This is a genomic window from Microcoleus sp. MON1_C1, assembly GCF_036701945.1.
Classification (GTDB): Bacteria; Cyanobacteriota; Cyanobacteriia; order Cyanobacteriales; family Microcoleaceae; genus Microcoleus.
The window spans coordinates 1-18,006 of the sequence record NZ_JAUBRO010000083.1 but is presented as its reverse complement, the minus strand read 5'-3'; the positions used below and the strand labels follow the sequence as shown (position 1 = coordinate 18,006).

Below are 18,006 nucleotides of genomic sequence, written 5' to 3'. Positions count from 1 at the left end.
GAAGTCATTGCTTCTTTGACGGGATGGCAATTCATTTTAGAGGCAATATCTGTAGCAGAACTTTAGGAAATTGGTATTAGAGACGGACTTCGTTTGTATATATGCGGTTTCAACCGCTGACTATCAAGGCCTTGATCCCCCCTAACCCCCCTTAAAAAGGGGGGGACAAGAATCTTCTCAAAGTCCCCCTTCTTAAGGGGGATTTAGGGGGCTCTGGCCTCGGCAGTAAACGAGAGATAAAGAGGGTTTTAGACTTAAGTTGACACCAATGGCCTAAACCGTATTAATTACAAATCAGCATCGCTGATATCGCATTCCTGGTAACTGCGAAACTAATCCCAACAATTCCAACTGCAAAAGTATACTAGAAACTCTTCCCGCTTCTAATCCCGCTGCTTCTACAATTGTATCAAAAGAAATCGGCCCAGATTCGATCGCACTTAACACCTTAGCCAATTCCGGCTCCAACGGCGGCCCTTGCTTCTCAACCGTCGGATTTGGAGGAAATAGCGACAACTGCTCGGCTCTATCCAATTTTGGCATAGCTCCGAGCATTTCCAACAACCTGTCTTCGCTTAACATTCGATCGCTATTCGGCAGAATCGGATGAGCACCTTTACTCAGCAACTCCAAACAACCAAAAGAACGCTCATCATCCAATCTGCCAGTCAAAACATAGACATCCCGACAAAAATCATTTGCTTGATAAGCAGTAATTAAAGCACCCGATTTATGCGGAGCTTCTATCACGATTGTAGCGCGACTTAAGCCAGCAATTATGCGATTTCGACGCGGAAAATTAGTTTTATTCGGTTGAGTGCCGGCGGGATATTCGCTAATTACCAATCCCTGCTGCAAAATGCGATCGCACAACCTCTCATTTTGTTTAGGATATACAATATCTACTCCCGTCCCCACCACTGCGAAAGTCCTTCCCCCCGCCTCCAAACAGCCTGTATGAGCCTCTGTATCAATGCCTGCAGCCAATCCCGAAACCACAGTAAAACCGTTGCTAGCCAAAGCCGTACTAATTTTGCGAGCCCACCTTCTGCCGTATTCCGAAGGGCTGCGAGTGCCAACCATTGCCACCGTCGGCGTAATTCCGTGATTCTCTTTTACATCAACTAAACCGCGATAATACAACACTGGTGGCGGGTTGGGAATTTCCAATAATAAGCGGGGATAATCCGGATCTGCGGGCGTCCAAAAATAGGGATTTTTTATAAGATGTTTTTCGATAAATTCTTCTGGATTGAGTTGAGTCCGTTCTTGCACAATAGTTTCAATTATCTGCTTGCCAAACCCTTCGATTCGCATTAAATCTACTGATTTTGCCGTCCAAGCTTCTGCCAAACTATTGAAATTTTGCTGCAATCTCTGCAACAAAATCGGCCCAATACCGTTAATTTGCGACCATGCTAACCAGTAAGCGCGTTCTTCTACCAATGAGTTGCCCTCCACTTATCTGAGAATTATTCTATCATTTTTGGTTAAATTATGGTAGAAAACGGCACTACTTTGTCCTCTATTGCCACAGATTTACAACTGCTATATAAATATTTTTTACTAACCGCGAAGGCGGGTTACCGAAGCGGCGCCTCAGCCCTATAACGCTCGAATTAAAAGGGATGTTGACAATTACTGGCTAGGTTTTCCAATCTACGAAACGGGCATAAATATAAGCAATAATTTCTCCGATTACCGTCCTAAAACCTTCGCTAGATTTCCACCATTCTTGGGAATTGTAATCTTGCGGTTCCGCCGCTATAATCCCGACTTTAATCTCAGGATTCAGCACTTCTTTAAATACAATCCAACTTCTGCGGGCGTGAGGACCAAAAGAATAAAGATTAATTGACTCAACTTTTATGGCAGAAGCAGCCAGCCAATCCCGAAGTGCGATCGCAGAAGCAGCCGTGCGGTGTTTCAAAACATTCGCGGCGGGTACTGCTACTAATTTGTTTTTATCAAATCCTAGCGCAATACAAGTCGCTGCCGTCAGTTCGGCATAATTTTTATATTCAGCCAGATAGTAGCCTTTACTTAAAGGAACTCCTGTGGTAATTAATTGGCGGTATTCACCTTTTTTGAATTCAGCGATCGCACTTTCGATCGCATAATCCGGCAACCAGCCTTCGACAACCAATATCTCTGCTTTAATCGGCGCATTTACCGCCAAAAACGGATGGATATTTGTGAGAATTAAAAGCATTAAAATTATCAACCCCGCGCTTGCAATTACCCAACCTTCCCTAGTAATTGCCCAGATTTCTCGACGACGGATTAAACGAATTCTCATTATTATAGCTGAAGGAAGAAAATCGATGTGAAGAAGGAAGAAGCCACAATACCAATGGTTTCAGGAAAATGGAAATAGTGGGACAGTGAGAGAGCGATCGAATTGCTCTTTGGCCCCATGCCCCATTCCCTATGCCCCATGCCCCATTCCCAAATTATTGGTGTTTCAGGTACTCAAAAACGCTTTTATCCCCGATATCCTGCGGCATCGGTTGAAAAAACTTGCGTACAGCAAAGATGATAAACAAAGCCGCCCAAACTGCTAGCAAAAGTTGTTCATTTTCGGATGACAAAAAGCCGAAAATATGTCCTAAAATTAAGAGAGGAACTCCCGGAGTCAAAAACTTAGTTTCAAGGCGATTAAAGCAGAATGCTTCCTTAAAATAAATGCCATTTAAAGCTGCAAAAGTAAAGCCAATTCCCCACAACGTGGCGGGATGTTCGTACACTGCTAAAGCTAGAGGTTGGCTGCTTTGTAGGGCGACAAACAATGCTGCCGCGCCGCCGATCGCCCAAAACACCTGTAGTGTTCGGTGCAGCGCAATCATGTAAATGTGAATAGTTGCTAAGCTGACGCCTAAAGCTATCCAGAAAAAAGCAAAAATAGGTGTTACAGCTTGGATTGCAATCGGGTTGTCGCCCTGTTGCAGCACCAGAGTAGTGCCGAGCGCAAAACACAGCGCCGCCACCCCCAATCCAGCGCGGTAAATCAACACTCCCGTGCGATCGTTTTGAGTAATCGTAAATTCGCCAAATTGTCCTTGATAGACTGGCGATTCATCAGGCGATTTCAGTAGTTGCATAATAGCTTCCTCCTATCAGACACGAATGTACTTCTGTCAAGATATACTTTATTGATAAACCGAGCCAGCGAGACCGAGCGATGCCTAAATTTAACAAGCCTAAACTTAACCAGCCTAAAGTTAACAAGTCTAAACTTAACAAGTCTAAAGTGGACGATCGCCCCGATCAAAGCCAATCTCTTCCTTCACAATCCGAACTTCCTCCAGTTCAGCTTGATGAAACCATTGTAGCAGGCAGAAGACCGAAACCGCTAAACGACTTCCAGCGCCTGCTGGCGGAAGTTACCGAATTGAGAGCGGGGTTCGATCCAGAAATGTTAGCGCATCTAGAGAAAAATATCCCCTTTAATACCAAGCAATTTGAAACTAAAATTAGCAAGATTTTGGGTTCTAAAAATATTGATTTCAGCCTACAAAATTCCGTCAAATATCTAGATTACATCAAGCAAAATATTCAACTACCCTGCCACGTTACCGGCATAGAAGAGTTTGAATGGGAAGAAGAATATACAATGGGTTCCGGCAGCCAAAAAGAATATGCAAGACTCAAAAAAACTCAACCTTCTTATACTGATAGATTTACAATTAATCGGTTGGAGGATTTGGTTGTTCAGGAAGAAGGCATATTTGTGGAAGTGCAGCGCGTCGGCGATCGCCAAAAGTTTATGTTGCCTTTATCAGAGTTAGAATCAGTTGATGTAATCTCCCGAAACAATCAGTTATTAGATGATTATGCCGTGTGGTTTCTCAATTATTAAGGAAGAGTGGAAAAGTGGAAAAGTGGGGTAGGCGAAGAGGGCAAGAGTGGAAGAGTGGGAGAAGGAAAGAAGGGGAGAGTGGGGGATGGGAAAAATCTTCCTTCTCCCTTCTTCCTGACATCCGTTACATCCGTTACATAATCCGTTGCCGAACTTCCCTCTTCCTTCTTCCCTCTTCCTTCTTCCTCCTTAATTAAATGGAAGCTGGCAAGTGCGATCGCGAAACCAAAGCCAAAGCTTCAACCAAACTGCGAACAGCCGCAATCATCGCCACTTCGCTATTAAGTTGGCTAACAGCAGAACCGACACCAACACCCGCAGCACCGGCTCCAATAGCAAGGGGTGCGGTGACGCTGGAGATACCGGAAGCGCAGAGTACGGGGACGGATACGGCGCGGGAAATTTCAAAGGCTGCGGCCAAAGTAGGCGCTGCTTTTTCAATTAATCCCAATGTGCCGGCGTGAATTGGTTGAGCGCTGGTGCCACCTTCGGTTTGGATGATATTAGCCCCAGCTTTGACTAATTCAATTGCTAATTGCACTTGTTTGTCGAGTGCCAAAATGTGGGGAACTGTCACAGAAAGAGTAATATTTGGAAATAGCGATCGAGTTTCGCGAGTCAACTGCAAAACTTCCTCAGCTTCAAAGCGGCGGCCTACTGCGTAGAAAGCATCAAAGTTACCAATTTCAATCAAATCAGCGCCAGCTTCTACCGCAGGCACAAACTTTTCTGGTTCCACAGCGGATACACAAATTGGCAAGTTTGTCAACTGTTTTGCCATCAATACCAAATCTCGATCGGCAGCAATATCGACAAAAGAAGCACCGCCGAGATCCGCTGCTTTGACGACAGCCGCAACGTTGGCGGCATCAAAATTATTTAAACCGCTGATAATTTTCAGGGCGCGACCTTGCTCAAAAGCGCGCTGCAATTTAGAATTTACACTCATCGTCTGTTTTCCAACTCAAAAAAATTCTTAGACTCATTTTGACACGGATTAGAACAAATTTTGATTTTTAATTCTTAATTTTTAATTACTTCCCGGCTGTCGAAATTTGTAAACATCTTTGATAACTTGTGCCCAGCCGTCCGAGAGAGATTCGAGAATACGAGCTCCCTTTTCTTTCGTCGCCACCGTCGCATCGCCCAACACACCGCTTTCCGTCAACTCTCGCGTCAGCCAAGCAAAAGGCAAATTTCCTTCCATACTCAGCAAACTGTCGATCGGCAAATTTTTCGGATATTCTGTAACAGCCAGTTCCATGTTTACCTGCGACGGCAAAATTGCCAACATCAAACTCGTTTCGGCATCACCCGCGTGAATCCCAAACTCCAACTCCTTCGCAGTTAATAATTCAGCAGCTACATTCGGAACCCGCCAAACAAACAGCGGAAAAACCGAAAAATCTTGATATTTTTGATGAATATCGCGCGCCGCAATTTCCATCACCTGCGGCTGTCCGCCGTGACCATTCATTAACACTAATTTCCGAAATCCAGCCTGATAAATACTGTCAGCAATTTCGCCGATTACTGCTAAAAGTGTCTGAGCACTGAGCATAATTGTACCGGGAAAATGGCAGTGTTCATTCGACTTGCCATAGTACAAAGGCGGCAAAGCATACGCGGGAATATTTGCCTCTAACTTTTCCAGCGCTTTGCCTGTCACCGCCGCGCTAATTGCCGCATCTACAATTAAAGGCAAATGGGGGCCGTGCTGTTCGATCGCGCCTAGCGGCAAAATTATCACCGTATTTTCCTTATCCAGCATAGACTGAATTTCTGTCCAAGTTAGATAGGGAAAAAAGCGCGATTCTGGAATAAAATTGTGCATAAGGCGGCGACAACAAGAGTAAAGGTAACCAAAGCAATAAAATAGCCTGAAAAATAAAAAGCAATTCCCCAGATAGGTAGTAGATAACTGATGCTGTCTCTGGCTAGATGGTATAATTTGTAGCAAAGGCTTTTAAGAGGGCGCTGATATACGCTCGCCAGCTCAGACCGAAAGACGTAAGAGACGAGTAATTGATGGAAGCTTGGCAAACCCCAGAAACTAATTTAACCGACATTCCGATCGCCCAGGAACTGTCGCGGCGCATCCCTCGCTCGCACGCTCAAAAAGCAGAAAACCGAGCGCTGCAAACGCTGGCTAGACAATTGGCAACCTCACCCCACAGGCTGCTCAAAACACTGGTTGCGATCGCTAAAGATTTGTGCGACGCAGGAAGCGTCGGAGTCTGCTTGCTAGAAGAAAATGCAACTTCCGAACAAATATTTCGCTGGGAAGCCTTGGCGGGAGCGTGGGAAGCAGCAGAACATAAAAACACACCCCGGAAACTGCGTTTGTCGGGAACCCCGATCGATCACCAAACTCCCCAACTTTACTTCGCTCCAGAACAATACTTCACCGACTTAAAGCAGCTAGAATTCCCGAACGCCGAAGCGTTAGTCGTGCCACTGCAAGCAGAAAATCAACCGCTAGGGGCAATATGGATTGTATCTCACGATTCCGATCGCCAGTTCGATGCCGAAGACTTGCGGATCGCGATCGCCCTAGCAGACTTTGCCGTTGCCGCCGTACAAATCGAGCGCGCCAATCAAACCAAAGAAGCTTTGCGAGAAAGCGCAGAACGCTCCCAGCTAGCCTTGCAGGGCAACAACGACGGGGTTTGGGACCACAACCTGCAAACAAATTGCCAGATCCTGAGCGATCGCTGTTTAGAGATTTTGGAACGCGGGCCCGAAGAAGTCAAGGACTTCAGCCAATTTTTGAGCTACATTCATCCCGATGATTTGGAGATAATGCAAAGCAATTGGCAGCAGCACTTGCATCGAGAAACCTCACATTACTCCTGCGAGTACCGCGTTCGCTGTCGGGACGGGCGCTACAAATGGGTTTTAGCCAGAGGGCAAGTAATTTGGGACGACTCAGGCCATCCCCGGAGGGCCGTAGGTTCCCTGACAGATATCAACGAGCGCAAACAAACTGAAATTGCCTTGAAACAAAGCGAAGAACGTTTGAGCGTCGCCATCGAAGGTTCAGGCATGGCAACCTGGGATTTTGACGTGCGAACAGATGGAGTAATTTGGTCGGCGACCCATTTCAGCATTTTGGGCTGCGAACCGGTACCGGGCGGCGAAGCAAGCGCGGCTGTGTGGAAAAACTGCGTGCATCCAGACGACTTAAATCAAGTCATGGAAGCAGCCAAAACAGCTCGGGAAACGAGATCGCTCTACTCCCCCGAATACCGGATCGTCCGGGCAGACAACGGAGAAATCCGCTGGTTGAGCGCGTTCGGGCGCTATCTCTACGACGCCGCAGGGGAAGCAGTGCGGTTTATCGGAGTATTATTTGATGCTACCGATCGCAAAATGGCCGAACTCGCCCTGCAAGAGAGCGAGCAAACCGTGCGCCGTCAACTTCTAGAGATAGAGTCGCTTTACCAAACAACTCCCGTGGGTTTGGCAGTTTTAGACAAAGATTTGCGGTTCCTCCGGATCAACCAGCGGTTAGCAGAAATCAACGGCTTGTCCGTCGAAGCGCACATCGGCCGCACCGTGCGCGAAATTATCCCGGACTTGGCAGATGCAGCCGAAGCTTTGTTGGACCGCATTCTCGAAACCGGAGAACCGATGCGGAATTTTGAACTCACGGGTGAAACCAGGGCTCAACCCGGTGTGGTTCGCACTTGGATTGAGAATGGGTGGCCGCTCAAAGACACGGGCGGGGAGATTGTCGGGATTCATGTCGTGGTGCAGGAAATTACCGATCGCAAAATGGCCGAACTCGCCTTGCAAGAAAGCAACAACCGCTTTGATTTAGCTACAAGGGCGATCGACGGCATCGTGTTTGAGTGGGATTTGGCATCGAACTCAGTTTACCGTTCCGAGGGACTGTCCTCCCTCGTCGGTGTCCGCCCAGAGGACGCACAGGCAACACCAGAGTGGTGGAGAGAACGCCTCCATCCCGTCGATTTGGCGCGCATCCAGACAGGGGCCGAATCAATCTGGAACTCGGTCGATCGCTACGAAGACGAGTACCGAGTCCGGCACGAAGACGGGCGCTGGATCGATGTTTGGGAACGCGGCTGTTTGATCCGCAACCAGCAAGGTGAACTGACCAAAGTTGTCGGCTTCACAACCGACATTACCAAGCGCAAACAAGCAGAAGCAGCACTGCGCGATCGTGAAACCCACCTGCAGTTTATTCTCGACAGCGCCAAAGACTACGCCATCTTCACCCAGGATCTCGGCGGACACCTTACCAATTGGAACGCAGGCGCAGAGAGATTGCTGGGCTATTCCGAAGCTGAAATCGTAGGGCAGCACGGACGAATCATCTTCACCCCAGAAGACTCTGCAGCCGGAAAGCCGGAACTAGAAATGCACCTCGCGCTGACTCAGGGAAAGGCAGTAAACGAGCGCTGGCACGTCCGCAAAGACGGCAGCCGCTTTTGGGGCAGCGGACTGGTGATGCCCCTGCGCGACGCAGGAGGCGAAGTGCAAGGTTTCCTGAAAATCATGCAGGACAAAACCGAGCGCCGGCAAATAGAAGAAGCACTGCGCCAAAGCGAAAATCGCTACCGCACCCTCGCCGATGCCGTCCCGCAATTAATGTGGATCAACACCGCCGACGGCAGGTTAGAGTTTTGCAACCAACACTGGCAAAACTACACGGGCATGAGGCCAGAATTGCCCCTGGCTGCACCGGTGCTGCAATTATTTCATCCTGATGATATGCCAGTAGTTGTCGCCACGCGCACCAAGGGGATTGAAGCAGGGGAAGCCTACGAATTTGAGTGTCGGGTACGCAGGTTTGATGGTACTTACCGCTGGCATCTAGCGCGAATTGTGCCCGTCAAAGACAGGGGGGGAAAGGTGGTGCAATGGGTCGGGATCGGCATAGATATTGACGATCGCAAACGAGCCGAAGAAAGCTTAGCAGAAAGCGACCGCCGCTTCCGCTTCCTCGCTGAGTCGTTGCCCCACCTGATTTGGAACGTAGACTCCGCCGGGGAAACTCGCTTTACCAATCAACAAAAATGGTTGGAATATCTGGGAATGTCTTACGAGGAAGCCGCTCAAAACAATTGGGAGTCCCTAGTGCCGCCCTCGGATTTGGCAGAATCTTGGGCCCGCTGGGAAGAATGTCTAATCACTGGAGAAGTTTATCAACTTGAGGTGCGCCTGCGGCGGGCAGCAGACCAAATGGAACGCTGGCATTTGTCCCGCGCCGTGCCAGTTCGGGGCGCAGGCGGCGAAATTGTCGAGTGGATCGGCACGAATACCGATATTCACGATCGCAAACAAGCCCAACTCAACGAGCAGTTTCTCTCTGAGTTGGAAGTCCGCTTGCACCTGGGCTGCAACCCCGCAGAAATGTTGTGGGAAGCGATGAAAAGTCTAGGAGAATATTTAAAGGTCGATCGCTGCATATGGCACGAAATCGATTTAGAAGCCGATCGGGCAATTGTCGAGCAAGACTGGCACCAGTCCGACCTTGCCAGCGTCGTCGGCACCTATAAAATCTCAGACTTTAAGACGCCAGAACTTAAAGCTCTCTCTATCGCAGGTCAAACAGTTGTCATCTCAGATATCGCTAATCACCCCCATACAGCGCATTTGGTCGATAACTACGGTGCCGTGTCGATTCGGGCTTTGGTCGATGTTCCCTGCCTTCAGGAAGGGCGCTGGGTGGCTCTTTTGGTGGTGACATCAAAGGTGGTTCGGCACTGGCGGCCCGATGAAGTTTGGCTGATGCAAGAAGTGGTGGCCCGCCTCTGGACGGTGATCCTGCACGCGCGAGCCCTGCACGATCTGCACGAAAGCGAGGCTCGGTTCCGCGCTCTAGCTGACAACATCGCTCAGTTGGCCTGGATGACAGATGAAACCGGCTGGATTTTCTGGTACAACCAGCGCTGGTTTGACTACACGGGCACCACCCTAGAGGAAATGCAAGGCTGGGGCTGGCAGCAGGTGCACCACCCGGAACACGTCGATCGCGTTGTCGAAAAATTTAGGCGCTGCATTGAAAGAGGCGAACTCTGGGAAGATACTTTCCCCTTGCGCGGCAAAGACGGATCTTACCGCTGGTTTCTCTCCCGCGCCGTGCCGATTCGCGACGAGCAAGGCAAGCTGCTGCGCTGGTGTGGCACCAACACTGACATTACAGATCGCAAAGTTGCAGAAGCGGAACGGGAACGCCTTCTAGCGCGGGAAAAGGAGGCGCGGGAAGAAGCAGAACAGGCTAACCGCGTCAAAGACGAATTTTTGGCTGTTTTGTCCCACGAATTGCGGACTCCCTTAAACCCGATTATGGGCTGGACGAAGCTGCTGCGATCGAACGTTCTGCCACCGGAAAAGCAACGTTATGCCTTAGAGACGATCGAGCGCAACGCCAAACTGCAAACCCAGCTTATCGAAGATTTGCTCGATGTGTCGGGGATTCTGCAAGGCAAGGTCAGCTTGAATATTGCACCTGTGGATTTAGCTGGGGTGATCGGCGCTGCTATTGAAACGGTGCGTCTGGCGGCCGAAGTCAAGTCGATTCAAATCAGCACTCAATTTGCACCGAATCTCGGCCCGGTGTTGGGCGATGCGGGCAAACTTCAGCAGGTAGTCTGGAATTTGCTGTCAAATGCTGTCAAGTTCACGCCGACAGGAGGCAAAATCGAAGTCGTTCTCGATCGGGTGGACAGGAACGCGCAAATTACTGTAACTGATACTGGAAAGGGTATCGAACCTGATTTTCTGCCCTATGTATTCGACTACTTCCGGCAAGCTGACAGCACGATGACGCGCAAGTTTGGCGGATTGGGTTTAGGATTGGCGATCGTCCGCCATCTCGTCGAACTCCACGGCGGCACGGTGAAATCCGCCAGTCCCGGAGAAGGAAAAGGTGCAACCTTGACCGTCAGGATACCTCTGATGCCCGTGCAATCTCAGACAAGTCCTGCGGGAACTGCGTCGCCGGACCAATCCTTTAATTTGAGCGGGCTCAGGGTGTTAGCGGTGGATGATGATGCCGATGCGCGAGATTTGGTGGTTTTTCTGCTTGAGGATTGTGGGGCAAGTGTTACAGCAGTTGCTAACGCCGCCGATGCCTTGGCGGTTTTAACCCAGTCTGTGCCGGATTTGCTGTTGAGCGATATTGGAATGCCCGACACCGACGGTTATATGTTGATGCGAAAGGTTCGGGCTCTGGCGCCCGACCAAGGGGGACGGATTCCGGCGATCGCCCTCACGGCTTATGCTGGAGAAATTGACTATCAGCAGGCTCTGGCGGCGGGGTTCCAGCGGCACATTTGTAAGCCTTTAGACCCCGACAGGTTGGTGCAGGCGATTTGGGAGGTACTCGATCGTTCTGGCGAAAATATTTTTTAAGGTCTTTTTGTGTCTGAAAAGTCTGGATTTAATGAACCGCGAAGACGCAAAGAACGCGAAGGAATAAAGGAAGAAAAAAGGAAAAAGTTAATAATTTCAAGTCCGGTTATATCTAAAATATTGCACCATTCTCAATAATTATTTTATTGACTGGCTAAAAGCAACGGCCCGCAAGAAAAGTCACTCTTTGTGGAAGCGGGCGGAAAGCCTGTTCATGAAAATGGTGCAATAGGTCAGATTTGACATTCTCACGCCCGCTTTAGCCACGGTGATTCTAAACATCACTGTTTAGGCTTCCTCTTTCTACGACCCGACTTATTTGAAGGAGTTTCCTCACCCAAACAGAGCTCGATGTCTCCAGAGGCGTTTGATGTTCCCGTGTGCCCCACGGTACGCAATCCTAGTTCTAATATGTTGCGAGCGGCGTTCCAATCTCGATTTAAGACAAATCTACAATGCGGACAAATATGTGTTCTTTGACTTAAAGATTTCTTCGCGACTTTCCCACAATTAGAACAATTTTGGCTTGTATAGTGTGGCGGTACTGCAACAGTCGCCACCCCCAATACTTTGCCAAAGTATTCAACCCAATTTCTAAAAGCTGTCCAAGCGGCATCTGATATAGACTTAGACAACTTTCTGTTTTTAACCATGTTACGCACCGACAAGTCTTCATAGGCTACCAAGTCGTTGGACTGGATTACGCACCTTGCTAATTTCACGGCAAAGTCTTTACGTCGCCTACTTACCTTGAGGTTTTTTCTGCTTAAACGATTCCGAGCCTTAACTCTATTTTTAGAGCCTTTCTGAGTTTTAGAGAGTCTCCGATTAAGCTTTTTAAGTGACCTTTCAGACTTTCTCAGATAGCGTGGATTCTCTACGGTATTTCCGTCAGAGTCTGTATAGAAGTGCGTTAGCCCTACGTCTAAACCAATGGTTCGTCCAGTAGGTTCGCGCTTCTCATTTCGTTCAGCATCAATACAGAATTGCACGTAGTATCCATCAGCTCGGCGAACTACGCGCATTCGCTTGATTTGATTTAACTGATAGAAGTGTAGGTCACGAGTTCCCCATAATTTAAAACTTCCTGCTTTAAATCCATCGGTGAAGGTTATATTTCGCCTGTCTTCAGAAAGTTTCCATCCACAAGTTTTGTATTCAACAGAACCATGTGTTTCATGCTTTTTAAATCGGGGGAAACCTTTTTTACCGGGTCTTGCTTTCTTGCAGTTGTCGAAAAACCGCGCAATCGCTGACCAAGCTCTTTCGGCAGAAGCTTGCCTTGCCATTGAGTTGAGCTTAGCAGCCCAAGGAAACTCCTTCGCTAAGACTACGCAATAAGCGCTTAAGTCGTAGCGACCTACATCTTTTGTGTCCATCCAGTACCTGATGCAGCTATTCCGAATAAAACGAGCAGTACGAATGGCTTCGTCTAGCCGTTCGTACTGCTCGTTTTTTCCTTCTAGCTTGGCTTCAAATACTAACATTTACGTCGCTGGGATGGATATAAAGACTAATTCACAGTTTTGGCTAAATTAAAGCCGTCCTATAAGGACGGGGCTTTAGACCCAGTTTTTCGGTAACCAATTTAATCCTGGTTCGATCGCGCATCATCTCAAACAAAAAAACCTCACAGATGGAGGTTTTTTGATGATTATTTGGGAGCGTCGGACAGGTTAAAACATCCTGTCCCTGCATAATGCCCACAGCACTAAGACTCAATTCTTAGCGGTAGTCAGTGCGCGCAGCGGGCTCGCGATCGCTCGTTGTAGTGGTATGGCGGACATTTTCTTCGCGTTTGCGCGGAATCAAACCCAACAAGCCAGACAAGCCTAGCAGTCCCAACCATCCCCAATCAAAATCGCGATCGGTCTCAGCATTGGAGACATCGGAGCGAGGAGTGGTGGTGGTTGTAGTGCTGTTAGTACCGGAAGTTGTACCGCCAGTTGTATCTGTCTGAGCTGAAGCAGGGAGATGAGCAGGTGCTAGGGCTAAACCAGCAGCTATAATACCTGCACCGATTGCTTTGGATAAATCAGAACGTTTCATAATTCAACTCCTCTGTGTTGGCTAAAATCTTTAACTATCAAAACTATATCGATCGGCGGACAGGTTAAAACATCCTGTCCCTGCATAATGGCCACAGCACTAAGACTCAATTCTTAACGGTAGTCAGTGCGCGCAGCGGGTTCGCGATCGCTCGTTGTAGTGGTATAGCGGACATTTTCTTCGCGTTTGCGCGGAATCAAACCCAACAAACCAGACAAGCCGAGCAGTCCCAACCAGCCCCAATCAAAATCGCGATCGGTTTCAGCATTGTAGACATCGGAGCGAGGAGTGGTGGTAGTTGTAGTGGTGTTAGTACCGGAAGTTGTACCGCCAGTTGTATCTGTCTGAGCTGAAGCAGGGAGATGAGCTGGTGCTATGGCTAAACCAGCAGCTATAATACCTGCACCGATTGCTTTGGATAAATCAGAACGTTTCATAATTCAACTGCTCTCTGTTGGCTAAAATCTTTAACTATCATCACTATATCGATCGGCTCTCCAAGTTAAATCCACCTCTAGCAGTAAAGATTGTTATGTTCCACGTATAACTACAGATTGATATCAAATTTTTAGCAGGCGCACAAAATTAAAGATTGCTCGCGGAGGCACTCCGGCACTAGAAATCGCGCGTCTGCCACCTCACTCGGTTGTGAGGCAGTGCGGCAGTCCCGACAAGAGACAAGGTGTGGGGGACAAAAAAAGGTAAACTCAGATATTGCACAGACAAGTGCTGGAACTCGATCGACGGAGATCAAAACTTTTGGGAATAGAGTTACGCAGCTACGTATTTCTAGACAACTTGCAGCCACAGCACGCAGCATACATCGGCACAGTAGCTGCCGGATTCTTGCCGCTGCCAGGGGATGCGTCGCTGTGGATAGAAATCTCGCCCGGTATCGAAATTAACCGAATTACCGATGTCGCCCTCAAATCTGCCTCCGTGCGCCCGGGAGTGCAGATAGTCGAACGCTTGTACGGACTTCTGGAAGTACACTCGAGTCAGCAGGGGGAAACGCGGGCCGCAGGCAAAGCAATTCTAGAATTCATCGGACTCCGCAGAGAAGAAGGTATCAAACCGCGCGTGATTTCCAGTCAAATTATTCGCAACATTGACCCCCACCAAACACAATTAATCAACCGCACCCGCCGCGGACAGTTGCTGCTGGCGGGACAAACGCTTTACGTCTTAGAAGTAGAGCCGGCTGCTTATGCAGCGCTGGCGGCCAATGAAGCAGAAAAAGGCGCATCTATTAACATCTTAGAGGTTCAGGCTGTAGGGAGTTTCGGACGGCTTTACCTCGGCGGCGCAGAACGAGATATTATAGCAGGTTCCCAGGCAGCAATTGCGGCAGTGGAAAACGTGACGGGTCGAGAAAATCCAGCAATTGTTGGTCGCAAGGAATAGCCGTTAAAGGAGATGCAATTATGGCAAACACACAGCATTTAGCGCTGTTAAAAAAAGGTGCAGTTAATTGGATTGAATGGAGAAGTCTCAACCCAAATATAGAACCGGATCTCAGCGAAGCTAACCTCGCCGAAGCAAATCTCAGAGGCGCGCATCTTTGGGGCTCGAACCTTTTTAAAACAGATTTGTTTAAGGCTAAATTAATTTCGGCAAACCTTGCCGAATCTAATTTTAGTTTAGCAAATCTTGCCGGAGCGCAACTGCTCGAAACTAATTTAATTAAAGCTAATTTAACTGGAACCAACCTCCGAGCGGCCGACCTCAGGGGAGCTGATTTGAGCAGTGCTAATTTAATTGGGGCTGACCTCACCGCTGCCAATCTCCAACAAACCGATTTCGGTGATGCGAATTTAATCGGTGCGGTGATGTTTCGAGCTAATGCGATGGGGGCGAACCTCAATTCTGCTAATCTCAGTCAAGCTAATCTCACTCAAGCCGAATTGATTGAAGCACATTGCTATGCAGCCAATTTCTCTAAAGCTCACCTCGGGGAAGCTCACTTCACTGGAGCATATCTTTTCAGAGCCAATCTCAGTTTTGCGGAGTTGAGCGCTGCCGATTTACGGTGGGCAAACCTCGGCAAAGCTGATTTGAGAGGGGCTAATTTGAGCGGGGCAAATCTCAGGGGAGCGAAATTGGCGGGAGCTAATCTGGGCGAAGCTATTTTGAAAGGAACAATCATGCCTGACGGCAGCATGGTTTCATAAATATTGGATAATATTTAGTCCTGTAAAATAACCGCGATAGTTAAAAAAAGTCAGTTGCCGGTTTACCGAAAGGATTGCCAAAACATGAGTTTTTGGGGCGGGTTGAGGCTTTCTCTCTCATACAAATCCGAGATGAGAGTAAACCCGCCGCGGCTCAAAACTCGCAACTGTCGATCGACTAATTCTTGCGAGCGGGCGATACTTGATAAAGTCCTCTAACGGGCCCTGCATCGGTCGGTGAACCTTCCTGCTGTGTTGGAAGTGTAAACTGATCTTGGAGTCCGGCGGGAGTAGGGAAACAGCCGCTTGGTTGAGGTCCTAGCTGGCAAGCAGCAGGCAGTGCCATGACTGAGGCATCGAAGGGATTAACTGCATCTGGGACGCGGAGAATCGGGTCGCTGGAAACTTGCCGCTGCATTACTCGTCGGTAGAAGCCGTTGACGCGACTGGCATCCCTCTCGATTTCTTTTTCGGGAAAGGCAACGACGCCGCTGGGGGAACCGATGCCTAAATAATCGCCAAAGTAACCTTGCAAGCTAACGTTGTGGTAAAAGTCTCCTGAAGCTTGAAAAAATTGTCGGTTGAAGTCGTCGGCAATTGGGTGAAATCGCTCTGTTTGTGCTTGAGCTGGTTTGACGGATGCCATTGCGACAGAGGCGACAGCGAGAATCAACGCGCCGCTCAGGCTTTTTAACTTTTGACTCATAATATTTCAGCCTCCTTAATTAATTCCGATTCCACTATAAACTGATTATCGACGGATTATTTGTGTTTTTTACAAGGTGTGAGTTATGGATGCTGGGAATTTAAAGGTGTTGCGCGATCGACTTCTCGATTTGCTGTGCGAGTTTGCCTATCGCGAAGGCGATTTTGTGCTGTCTTCGGGGCAGAAAAGTTCTTATTATATTAACTGCAAACCGGTGACGCTGCACGCTGAAGGTGCTTTGGCAACGGGACGTTTGCTGTTGTCGATGCTGTCGCCGGATGTGCAAGCTGTGGGCGGTTTGACTTTGGGTGCTGACCCGATTGTAACTGCGGTGAGTGTGGTTTCGGCTCTGGAAGGTCGATCGATTCCGGCGCTAATTGTCAGAAAGGAGACGAAGGGACACGGGACAATGGCTTATATTGAGGGGCCGGTGTTGCCAGAGGGCGCGAATGTGGCGGTTTTGGAGGATGTGGTGACGACGGGTAAGTCGGCGATGCAGGCGGTGGAAAGGTTGCGGGGTGCGGGTTATAAAGTCGATCGCGTGTTGTCGCTGATTGACAGGGAGCAAGGTGGTGCGGAGTTTTATCGCTCTGTTGGATTGGACTTTGAAACAGTTTTTACGATTAAGGATCTTAAGGAATGGCGATCGCGCATGGCTGAATCACAAGAATAGCCCTAGCTTCTGCCTCCCCAAATAGGACAAAGGCGCAACTTTAGTCGCTACTTCTCAATAGTAGTGATTAAAGTCCCTGCTAGGAAGAGCTAAGGGAATATTTACGGGTAATGGGTAAGTCCTAGTGCCATGTGCCGAGAGTTAAAAAGGCAGGGACTAACAAAAAAAATACGCTCCTGGGCCGTCAAGCTGCGACGCCCTGCGGGTACAAAAATTAAGAGTATAATACTGGGAAAAAGTGAATAATACAGAGCCATAAAACTTGGTAGTGCTAGAGGAAAGCGGTGTTTTATGGGGTGGTATTAATTAGAAACTATGCCTGCTCTAATTTTATCAAAATCAGCTCAGGTACTTGGATAACAATGGAAAATAAAGTTTTCCGTGCTAAACAAGCGCAAGCTTTCAGGTTCACAATCTATACCAATCGGCTGATTTTAGCAGAGGGAAATTATAACCTGCGTGAGATATTAACTAGAGAAGACAGTTTTAATATGTTATATGACGCGGCGCAAGGAGAAGCAGCAATGATTTTACCTGCATCTATTAAAATGAAATGGAAACTACTGGCAACAGCCTTTATTTGTCCTCTGACACTAATTGGTGTTGGGATTGGGCAACAACCGATTCAAGCACAACAAAATCCATCTAAGACTAATGTTGCTGCTTTGCCCGATGGTATTTACCTGTACGGAGATTCGCCACAGCCCAACCAAGTTCTTCAAAACTACATTGTGTTTCAACGCCAGAACGATCGGGTGGTTGGTGCAATCTACGCGCCGCGATCGGACTTTGCGTGCTTCACTGGTAAAATTCAGGGAAACACACTCTCCGGGAAGGCAATCTCACCCGGCGGAAAAATTCCAACAATTGAAATCAATACTCAGCTAACAAATCTGCATTCTATTCGCACAATTAGCTCAAACGATCGGCGCATTCTTTCAACGTGCCAACAGACAGCGCAAGCTAACATATCCCGGTAAATCTTTTACTTAGCTCAAATGCTGCATTAGGCGGGCGGTGCGTTACACTGCGTTAACGCACCCTAGGAATTGAAAATTTCTGGTTACTAGGATCGGCCTGGTAATAAAGGGAGCGTGTCACTTTTGCGATGAGTATTTATACTAAAGTATTTCTTCGCTTACCAATTAAGTCATTTAAGTAAGCA

At 48.3% G+C, this 18,006-nt stretch carries 15 protein-coding genes; 6 read left to right on the top strand and 9 right to left on the bottom strand.

The window, feature by feature from the left end; genetic code table 11:
- Positions 1 to 294 precede the first annotated feature (294 nt).
- From dprA to QUA62_RS27660, 3 genes are all read right to left on the bottom strand, one after another.
- Positions 295 to 1,446, bottom strand: coding sequence for a DNA-processing protein DprA (dprA, locus tag QUA62_RS27670; protein ID WP_333408033.1), 1,152 nt, complete (start codon positions 1,444 to 1,446; stop codon positions 295 to 297).
- 199 nt (positions 1,447 to 1,645) lie between these two features.
- A complete protein-coding gene (locus QUA62_RS27665) occupies positions 1,646 to 2,299 on the bottom strand; it encodes a YdcF family protein (protein WP_333408032.1) in 654 nt (217 codons plus the stop codon).
- A gap of 154 nt (positions 2,300 to 2,453) precedes the next feature.
- The gene (locus QUA62_RS27660; protein WP_333408031.1) at positions 2,454 to 3,101 is read right to left on the bottom strand and encodes a DUF2301 domain-containing membrane protein; all 648 of its coding nucleotides are present in this window, start codon (positions 3,099 to 3,101) and stop codon (positions 2,454 to 2,456) included.
- A gap of 80 nt (positions 3,102 to 3,181) precedes the next feature.
- On the opposite strand from QUA62_RS27660, the gene QUA62_RS27655 reads away from it, so the two are divergent.
- On the top strand, positions 3,182 to 3,859 hold the full coding sequence (locus QUA62_RS27655; RefSeq protein WP_333408030.1) for a calcium-binding protein: 678 nt from the start codon (positions 3,182 to 3,184) through the stop codon (positions 3,857 to 3,859).
- Positions 3,860 to 4,052: 193 nt separating this feature from the next.
- Here the strand turns inward: QUA62_RS27655 and QUA62_RS27650 are convergent, their stop codons facing one another.
- Together QUA62_RS27650 and QUA62_RS27645 are read right to left on the bottom strand one after the other, a co-directional pair.
- Positions 4,053 to 4,808, bottom strand: coding sequence for a DUF561 domain-containing protein (locus QUA62_RS27650; protein WP_333149087.1), 756 nt, complete (start codon positions 4,806 to 4,808; stop codon positions 4,053 to 4,055).
- An 81-nt stretch (positions 4,809 to 4,889) separates the two neighbouring features.
- Positions 4,890 to 5,693, bottom strand: a complete 804-nt coding sequence (locus tag QUA62_RS27645) for a creatininase family protein (RefSeq protein ID WP_333408029.1) — start codon at positions 5,691 to 5,693, stop codon at positions 4,890 to 4,892.
- A gap of 194 nt (positions 5,694 to 5,887) precedes the next feature.
- Here QUA62_RS27645 and QUA62_RS27640 point away from each other — a divergent pair, with 194 nt between their 5' ends.
- Positions 5,888 to 11,242 (top strand): PAS domain S-box protein, encoded by a 5,355-nt coding sequence (locus tag QUA62_RS27640; protein WP_333408028.1) that lies wholly within the window; start codon positions 5,888 to 5,890, stop codon positions 11,240 to 11,242.
- A gap of 281 nt (positions 11,243 to 11,523) precedes the next feature.
- On the opposite strand, the gene QUA62_RS27635 is transcribed toward QUA62_RS27640, so the two are convergent.
- The 3 genes from QUA62_RS27635 to QUA62_RS27625 all read right to left on the bottom strand — a co-directional run bounded on the left by QUA62_RS27635 (position 11,524) and on the right by QUA62_RS27625 (position 13,728).
- On the bottom strand, positions 11,524 to 12,729 hold the full coding sequence (locus tag QUA62_RS27635; protein WP_333408027.1) for a transposase: 1,206 nt from the start codon (positions 12,727 to 12,729) through the stop codon (positions 11,524 to 11,526).
- Positions 12,730 to 12,967: 238 nt separating this feature from the next.
- Positions 12,968 to 13,291: a WGxxGxxG family protein gene (locus tag QUA62_RS27630; protein ID WP_333408026.1), complete on the bottom strand. Its 324-nt coding sequence runs from the start codon at positions 13,289 to 13,291 to the stop codon at positions 12,968 to 12,970.
- A gap of 113 nt (positions 13,292 to 13,404) precedes the next feature.
- On the bottom strand, positions 13,405 to 13,728 hold the full coding sequence (locus tag QUA62_RS27625) for a WGxxGxxG family protein (protein ID WP_333408025.1): 324 nt from the start codon (positions 13,726 to 13,728) through the stop codon (positions 13,405 to 13,407).
- Between the two features lie 322 nt (positions 13,729 to 14,050).
- On the opposite strand from QUA62_RS27625, the gene QUA62_RS27620 reads away from it, so the two are divergent.
- A complete protein-coding gene (locus QUA62_RS27620; RefSeq protein ID WP_190661578.1) occupies positions 14,051 to 14,695 on the top strand; it encodes a hypothetical protein in 645 nt (214 codons plus the stop codon).
- A 20-nt stretch (positions 14,696 to 14,715) separates the two neighbouring features.
- Positions 14,716 to 15,462: a pentapeptide repeat-containing protein gene (locus QUA62_RS27615; protein ID WP_333408024.1), complete on the top strand. Its 747-nt coding sequence runs from the start codon at positions 14,716 to 14,718 to the stop codon at positions 15,460 to 15,462.
- Positions 15,463 to 15,640: 178 nt separating this feature from the next.
- Here the strand turns inward: QUA62_RS27615 and QUA62_RS27610 are convergent, their stop codons facing one another.
- Complete coding sequence (locus QUA62_RS27610; RefSeq protein WP_333408023.1) at positions 15,641 to 16,168, bottom strand: hypothetical protein; 528 nt, start codon at positions 16,166 to 16,168, stop codon at positions 15,641 to 15,643.
- 85 nt (positions 16,169 to 16,253) lie between these two features.
- Here QUA62_RS27610 and pyrE point away from each other — a divergent pair, with 85 nt between their 5' ends.
- Together pyrE and QUA62_RS27600 are read left to right on the top strand one after the other, a co-directional pair.
- Positions 16,254 to 16,841 carry an orotate phosphoribosyltransferase gene (gene pyrE, locus QUA62_RS27605; RefSeq protein WP_333408022.1) on the top strand — a complete coding sequence of 196 codons (588 nt, stop codon included), beginning with the start codon at positions 16,254 to 16,256 and terminating at the stop codon, positions 16,839 to 16,841.
- A gap of 362 nt (positions 16,842 to 17,203) precedes the next feature.
- Entirely contained in the window at positions 17,204 to 17,821 is a 618-nt protein-coding gene (locus tag QUA62_RS27600) for a hypothetical protein (protein WP_333286136.1), read from the top strand.
- Positions 17,822 to 18,006 lie beyond the last annotated feature (185 nt).